7 protein-coding genes, 1 tRNA gene and 1 pseudogene are annotated in these 6807 nt (G+C 56.5%); 3 read left to right on the top strand and 6 right to left on the bottom strand.

The genetic code is table 11. The features are described from left to right. A pseudogene (locus Q0932_RS12640) lies at nucleotides 1-301 on the top strand (hypothetical protein); the annotation flags it as partial. A 365-nt stretch (nucleotides 302-666) separates the two neighbouring features. Here Q0932_RS12640 and Q0932_RS12635 read toward each other — a convergent pair. From Q0932_RS12635 to Q0932_RS12615, 5 genes are all read right to left on the bottom strand, one after another. Then, nucleotides 667-752, bottom strand: a tRNA-Leu gene (locus tag Q0932_RS12635). A gap of 77 nt (nucleotides 753-829) precedes the next feature. Next, nucleotides 830-2182 (bottom strand): TRAP transporter large permease, encoded by a 1353-nt coding sequence (locus tag Q0932_RS12630; RefSeq protein ID WP_299353434.1) that lies wholly within the window; start codon nucleotides 2180-2182, stop codon nucleotides 830-832. Next, the gene (locus tag Q0932_RS12625; RefSeq protein WP_299353431.1) at nucleotides 2179-2763 is read right to left on the bottom strand and encodes a TRAP transporter small permease; all 585 of its coding nucleotides are present in this window, start codon (nucleotides 2761-2763) and stop codon (nucleotides 2179-2181) included. The genes Q0932_RS12630 and Q0932_RS12625 overlap by 4 nt, the downstream gene beginning before the upstream one ends. A gap of 13 nt (nucleotides 2764-2776) precedes the next feature. Continuing rightward, nucleotides 2777-4030, bottom strand: a complete 1254-nt coding sequence (locus tag Q0932_RS12620) for a flavin-dependent oxidoreductase (RefSeq protein ID WP_299353428.1) — start codon at nucleotides 4028-4030, stop codon at nucleotides 2777-2779. A gap of 59 nt (nucleotides 4031-4089) precedes the next feature. Further along, on the bottom strand, nucleotides 4090-5124 hold the full coding sequence (locus Q0932_RS12615; protein ID WP_299353425.1) for a TRAP transporter substrate-binding protein: 1035 nt from the start codon (nucleotides 5122-5124) through the stop codon (nucleotides 4090-4092). 155 nt (nucleotides 5125-5279) lie between these two features. Between Q0932_RS12615 and Q0932_RS12610 the strand changes: the two genes are divergently transcribed. Both Q0932_RS12610 and Q0932_RS12605 read left to right on the top strand, forming a co-directional pair. After that, on the top strand, nucleotides 5280-5858 hold the full coding sequence (locus tag Q0932_RS12610; protein ID WP_299353444.1) for a YqaA family protein: 579 nt from the start codon (nucleotides 5280-5282) through the stop codon (nucleotides 5856-5858). Next, nucleotides 5855-6331, top strand: coding sequence for a disulfide bond formation protein B (locus Q0932_RS12605; RefSeq protein ID WP_299353422.1), 477 nt, complete (start codon nucleotides 5855-5857; stop codon nucleotides 6329-6331). The genes Q0932_RS12610 and Q0932_RS12605 overlap by 4 nt, the downstream gene beginning before the upstream one ends. Here the strand turns inward: Q0932_RS12605 and Q0932_RS12600 are convergent. Beyond that, a complete protein-coding gene (locus Q0932_RS12600; protein ID WP_299353419.1) occupies nucleotides 6328-6753 on the bottom strand; it encodes an Lrp/AsnC family transcriptional regulator in 426 nt (141 codons plus the stop codon). The genes Q0932_RS12605 and Q0932_RS12600 overlap by 4 nt on opposite strands. Between the last annotated feature and the right edge of the window lie 54 nt (nucleotides 6754-6807).

Raw genomic sequence — 6807 nt, 5'->3', positions numbered from 1 at the left:
CTTCAGTCGCTTGTTTGCCATTCTTAGTCCTCCGTTTCCTAACCTTAACGGTGGACCCATTCAGATGGGGAGGCTCAAATTTACCATCCGAGACCTGGCGGACTCGGTGTTGAAACTGACAAATTCGACCGCACCTCTGGTGTTTGGCGACTTGCCAGAAGATGACCCGCGTCAACGCTGCCCCGACATCTCAATGGCGCAGAAGGAATTGGACTGGACCCCCAACATTCAACTGAATGAGGGTCTTCCAAAGACAATTGCGTATTTTGAGGACGTGCTCGTAAGTGCGAATAGCGTTTAACTTTTGAGGTGTTGTCAGACTGGAAGCGAACTGGGCAGTCGGAAATTGCGCGTCAAAAGACATCAGTCACCGTTGCCGCCATTGCTGGCACTCCGCCTCTAGTATTGAGTGTTGAGTTACGGCACATGAAGGCCGCTGTTGGCCCAAACGGCCCGCTCTGATTTCACGACCACAGTTGAATTGGCTTTGTAAACTGGTCGACCATCATTCTCATGGCAACTCGAATAGCATATTCGCTAATACTTGAGCATATGGTGCCAATGTTCACCTTGTCGTGCCATCGCGGCCATATGTCGGCATCACAATTTTTTCAGATCACCCCCGAAGGGGTGATCTGAAAACTGGCCAACCTAATGAAAAGGTTATGGTACCCAAGGCCGGACTCGAACCGGCACGCCCGTTAAGGCGGGGGATTTTGAATCCCCTGCGTCTACCATTCCGCCACTTGGGCACTCTACAGCACGAAACTGTCCGACTGATTTAGCCAAGGTGGACGCCAGCGTCCACCCTGAAAACACGATTTATTCGCTAAAACATCACTCCAACCAACCAGAGCGTTATGGCTGGGAACGAGACCAGGATCACAACGCGGATCAGGTCTGACAGAACGAAGGGTGCGACACCTGCATAGGTACGCGAGATTGGAATATCGCGCGCCACGCCGTTGATAATAAACAGGTTCATCCCAACAGGCGGCGTAATCAATCCGACCTCAACCACGATCAGCGCAATGATCCCGAACCAGATCGCCGTGTCCTCTGCGCTCATGCCAAAGTCCAGGACTTCAATTACCGGCAGGAAAATCGGGATGGTCAGCAGAATCATCGAGAGCGAATCCATCACGCAGCCAAAGACCAGATATGCAATCAGCATGACCACAAGCACCGTGATCGGCGCAAAATTTGACGCCAGAACCCACTCAGCCAGCATATCCGGCGCGCGGGTCAGAGCGAGGAACCCCTTCAGAATTTCTGCGCCCAGAAGGATGAAAAAGATCATCGCCGTCGCCTTGGCGGTCTCCAGAATGGCCTGAATAAAGCCTTGCAAGGTCAGCTTGCCGACCACGATGCCATAAAGCGCCGTCGCGGTGGCCCCAAAGGCCGCGGCCTCGTTCGGGGTGAACAGTGCCTGAGGACCGGGCTTGACCCAGTTCCAGTCGCCCACGATGCCGCCCATAGTCAGGCCAAAGATCATGATCACCGGCCATGTGGCAAGGAAGGTCTTAAAGCGGTCGCGCATCGGAATACGCTCGGCGGTGGTGGCGCTGTCGGGTCGGATCCGGACATAGACCGCCACGGTCAGGATATACCCCAGGGCCGCAAGAATCCCCGGCACCATGGCTGCCATGAACATCTTGACGATGTTCTGTTCTGCCATGATCGCATAGATCACCAGGATCACAGACGGCGGGATCAGAATGCCCAACGTGCCGCCTGCAGCCAGAACCCCGGTCGACAACGCATCCGAATAGCCCCGCTTGCGCATCTCTGGCAGGGCCACCTGCCCCATCGTCGAGGCGGTTGCCAGCGACGACCCACAGATCGCACCAAAACCGGCACAGGCGCCTACAGAGGCCATGGCAACACCGCCCTTGCGGTGACCCAGCCAGTCACTTGCTGCCCGGAACAGAGCCGAGGACATTCCAGTGCGTGTCGCAAACTGTCCCATCAATAGGAACAGCGGCACGATCGACAGGCCCTGGTTCGAGAAAGTCTCGTATGTCAGGGTTTTCATCTGCGCCATCGGCGCATTGGGTGTGCCCAGCACGTACCATGTGCCAAAGAACCCCGTCAGCGCCATAGCCAGTGCAATCGGCACGCGCAGGAAAATACCGCCCAACATCAGCACAAAGCCCGTCAGGGCCAGAGTCAAACCGGTCATAGTGCGCCCTCTTCACCTTGCAGCGCCCAATTGAGGCTGCGCCAGACCGTATAAATCGACACGATCACAAACAGTGTCGCGCCCACCAGCGCGAATGCGTAAGGAATCCACACAGGGATCTCCAATTCATAGGTCGTTTCGGGGAAAAACGGTTTGTAGCCCATGCCCAGGGCCTCGCGCATGCCATCGCTGCCGAACGGGAATTTTTCACCAAAGCCATGCCAGAGTTGCTTCAGAATGACGATGGACGCCACCGTGACCAAAAGATCCCCCATAAACCCGATGATAGCCTGCGCCCGTTTGGAAAACTGGATGGTCAGGATGTCCACGGTCACGTGACCGCGATAGAGTTGGCAAAACGGCAGGAACCCAAACACGGCCAAGGCGCATCCATTGGCGACCAGCTCATAGTCTCCGGGAACTGGCCCCAGCCCATAACCGGTGAACATACGCCCAACGATGGACACCACCGTCATCACCGCCATCGCAGTAAGCAGCAGTCCCCCTCCGATGGCCATCGCGCGCGAGATCGACGCGATCACGCGTCCCACCCGCCGCTCGGCATTTAGTGCAATTGCCATGTTTTTCCCCAATTCAGAGCGCAATAAGCGGCGCGCGACCGTTCAGCGTTTCGATATCCATGCCAGCGACCTTCTTGTAACCATCGGCAAAAGCCCGGCGTTCGTCCAGAGGCATGACGGTTTCGATATCTTCAAAACCCTCCGGAGCCCGCTCTGCCACGATGTCGAGGATCTTGTCCGGCCCGTCGCCCCTGTTCTTCAACACCAACGCATTAACACTCTCACGACGAATATCGTCATAAGATTTTAGTGCCTCGGTATTCAATCCTTTGTCCCGTAGTTCTCGCGCCAAGATGCGGGCGTCGATAATACCTTGCGACGCACCATTGGAACCAATCGGGTACATGGCATGCGCCGCGTCGCCCAAAAGGGTCATGTTTTCATAGGACCACTGCGGCAACGGGTTGCGGTCAACCATCGGGAATTCATAGATCGCTTCGGCCTGGCGGATTACGTCCGGCACATCAAGCCAGCCGAAATTCCAGTCGTCAAACTCGGGCAGGAAGTCTTCGAGAAGACCGGCGCGGTTCCAATCCTGTTCACGCCAGTTGTAATCCTGAGGCATGGTCAGATCGGCGATCCAATTCATCAAACTGCCACCGTCAGGTGTGTCCTCAATCGGATAGATCACAAATTTGCGGTGCTTCTCGCCCGCCATCGCCATCGACCGGCCCGTCAGGAACTTTGGTCCCTTGGTCACGCCGCGCCACATCATTGTGCCGCCCCAGTGTGCCGGACCTTCGTCTGGATAAAGCGCCTTGCGCAATACCGAATTGATCCCGTCCGCAGCCACAAGAATGGCGCCTGAGGCGGTTCCAAGGCTTTCTCCCGTACTTCGGTTTTCCAGCTTAATATCAACGCCTTCTGTGGTGCTCTTCCAGCCAGTGACCGCATGGCCCATTTCAACCACGTCCAGCCCACATTGTTCTTGCAGACTGCGCAGCAAGAGCATTTGCAATCCGCCGCGATGGATTGAGTACTGCGGCCAGTGATACCCCGCCGTCAGCCCGCGCGGTTCCGACCAGATCAACCCTCCCTGGCGCGAGAAATACGCAACCTCCTGAGTGCGAAGCCCAATCAGGTCAAGCCCATCCTCAAGCCCCATCTCAAACAGCTCGCGTGATGCATGGGGTTGTAGGTTGATGCCCACGCCCAAGGGTTTGATCTCGCGGACGGCTTCGAAAATGCGGAATGGAATGTCGAGTTGTTTCAGCGACAAGGCAAGGGTCAGCCCCCCAATGCCTGCGCCAGCAATCAAAACAGTCATATGCTTAAACAAACGCGCCCCACCTTGCAGTGAGGCGCGCCCTTTTTCAGATCGTCAGATTATTGCGAATGCTTGGCAACAAGAGCCGTCGCATCGTCAACCATCGCCTGACCGTCGAGGCCTTTTGCGGTGATGTCAGCAATCCAGGCTTCAGTCTGGGCTGCGCCGATGGCCTTCAACTCGTCCAGCGGTGCGCCGTCCAGAGTGTGCATCGGGTTGCCGGTTTTCTTGACGATTTCCAGCATGACCTCGTCACCGGTGTCCATGGCTTTGCCGGCTAGACCTGAGGCTTCAAGACCCGAGTTCGCGTCAATTACGGCCTTCAGATCATCAGGCAAGCTGTTGTACTTGTCCTTGTTCATGCCCCAGATAAAGGTCGTGTTGTACATCGCACGATCGCCACCGATCTCGGTGTGGCTGTCGGCCAGTTCATGCACTTTCAGCGGCACAACGATTTCCCACGGGATCACACCACCGTCGACAACGCCTTTGGACAGCGCCTCGGGGAAGGCTGGTACCGGCATGCCAACCGGGGTCGCACCCAGGGTTTTCAGAAGCGCATTCGCCTGACGTGAAGGTCCGCGCAGTTTCAGACCGTTAAAGTCCGAGGTTGCCATGATCGGGTCGCCCTTTTTGTGAACAACACCGGGGCCATGCACGTGAACGGCCACAACGTGAATGTCGCTCAGACGTTCAGTTGCGTGCTTTTCATAGAACTCCCAGAACGCCTTGGACGACGCTTCCGCACTCAAGGATGTCATGAACGGCAGTTCAAAGACTTCAGTCTCAGGGAAACGACCTGGAGTATAAGCCGGCAGAGCCCAACCACAATCAATCACGCCATCACGGATCTGGTCATAGAGAGCCGGGGGTTTGCCGCCCAACTGCATTGCTGGATACAGCTCAACCTTGATGCGGCCATCGCTGTCGGCCATGACATTGTCGGCCCAGGGCTGCATGAAATAGAACGGAACCGCCGATTTCGGCGAGACGAAGTGCTGGCAGCGTAGCGTCACTTCTTGAGCAAACGAAGCGCCCGCTGTCATCGTCATGGCGACGGCGCCAGCCAGCGCCGCTTTAAGGGTAAATTTCATTGCGTGTCCTCCCAGTATCGCAATTGGATCTGTCAGGCCCATCGGGCCGCTAAATACATGCAATCACATACACCTGTGCAGAGTCACGTATTATTTGCTTGAATATTACCAGATTTTATACTTCCAAGAGAAAAACCAATAATGGGCAGGCGATGATGCTGAGCAATCTTTATAACTGGACGATGCGGCTTGCGGACCATCCGCGCGCACTATGGGTTCTGGCACTTGTCAGCTTTATGGAAAGCTCGTTTTTTCCAATCCCACCGGACGTCATGATGATCCCAATGATCCTTGCGCGCCCGTCGCGGGCGTGGCTGATCGCCGGAGTCGCCCTGATTGCCTCGGTTCTGGGTGGCCTCTTGGGCTACGCCATCGGCGCCTTTGCCTTTGAGCAAATAGGCCAGCCGATCCTGACCAGTCTGGGCAAGGCGGATGCGGTGGCCGAGTTCAACACGCGGTTTAATGATTTCGGCTTCTGGGCAGTTCTGGGCGCAGGCATTACCCCCTTCCCCTTCAAGGTCATCACGATCATGTCCGGCTGGACCGGGATGCCGCTTGGTGTCTTTGTCACCACGGCGATCATCGCCCGCGCTTTCCGCTTTTTCCTTGTCGCGGCTCTGCTGTGGAAATTTGGCGCACCTATTCGTGACTTTATCGAGCGCCGCCTAGGGCTTATGACAACCCTGTTCTTTGTCCTCCTGATCGGAGGATTCTTGCTTGTGAGATACATATGACCCTGTCGCGCCGCTTTATCACCCTAATCCTCACCCTGTTTTCGGTGGTATCCATCCTTGGGGCATGGGGTTTCGAGGCTATGGGTATCCTGCCCTGTGCCATGTGCTATTGGCAGCGTTGGGGGCATTGGGCCGCACTTGGCTTTGGCTGGCTCGCCTTTTTCTTCGGCAACCGCGTCTGGTACCTTCTTGCGGGCCTCGGCGCTTTATCGACCTCATTGATCGGGTTCTATCATTCAGGGGTCGAACGCAAATGGTGGGCCGGCCCCTCGTCCTGCACCGGCACTGGCCTCAGCGGCGACGGCGCCGACCTCCTGAGCCTCGAAGGGCCAATCATCCCGATGTGCGACGAAATCCCGTGGGAGATGTTCGGCGTCACCATGGCCAACCTGAACGCGATCGGCTCATTGGTCGTGGCTGGTCTGTGGTTCTGCGTTGCGATGAAACCGAACGGTCCCGTCAGAATTTTCTAACCGGACTTTTTTGTTGCCAACAGCAAGTTGGTCTCGCTGGTGCTGACACCTTCCAACCGACGGATGCGGCCCAAGACCGCATCCAACTCTTCCAGCGTGTCCGTGCCCAACTCAACGATCAGGTCCCAACGGCCATTGGTCGAATGGATCGCCCGCACTTCGGTTAAGCCATTCAACTGCCGTGTCACCCGGTCTGCTCCGCGACCTTCGATGCCGATCATCATCAACCCGCTCACCGCGTCCGTGTGGGCGTCTTGCTTCAACACAACGGTGAACCCGACGATATCACCGCGTTCGCGCAAGCGATCGATGCGCCCACGCACCGTGGTCCGCGACACGCCCAACAAGATGGCGAGATCAGACAAAGACGCACGCGCGTCATGGCGAAGCGCGGAAATCAGCTTGCAATCCAGATTGTCCATTTTGACACCAAATGCTTTCGTTTTGTGAGTCTTGCGCCCGTATTGAGCAAATTG

It is taken from the genome of uncultured Shimia sp. (assembly GCF_947498095.1).
Classification (GTDB): domain Bacteria; phylum Pseudomonadota; class Alphaproteobacteria; order Rhodobacterales; family Rhodobacteraceae; genus Shimia.
Note: the sequence above shows the minus strand (reverse complement) of the source record. Positions and strands in the feature narration are given on the sequence as shown.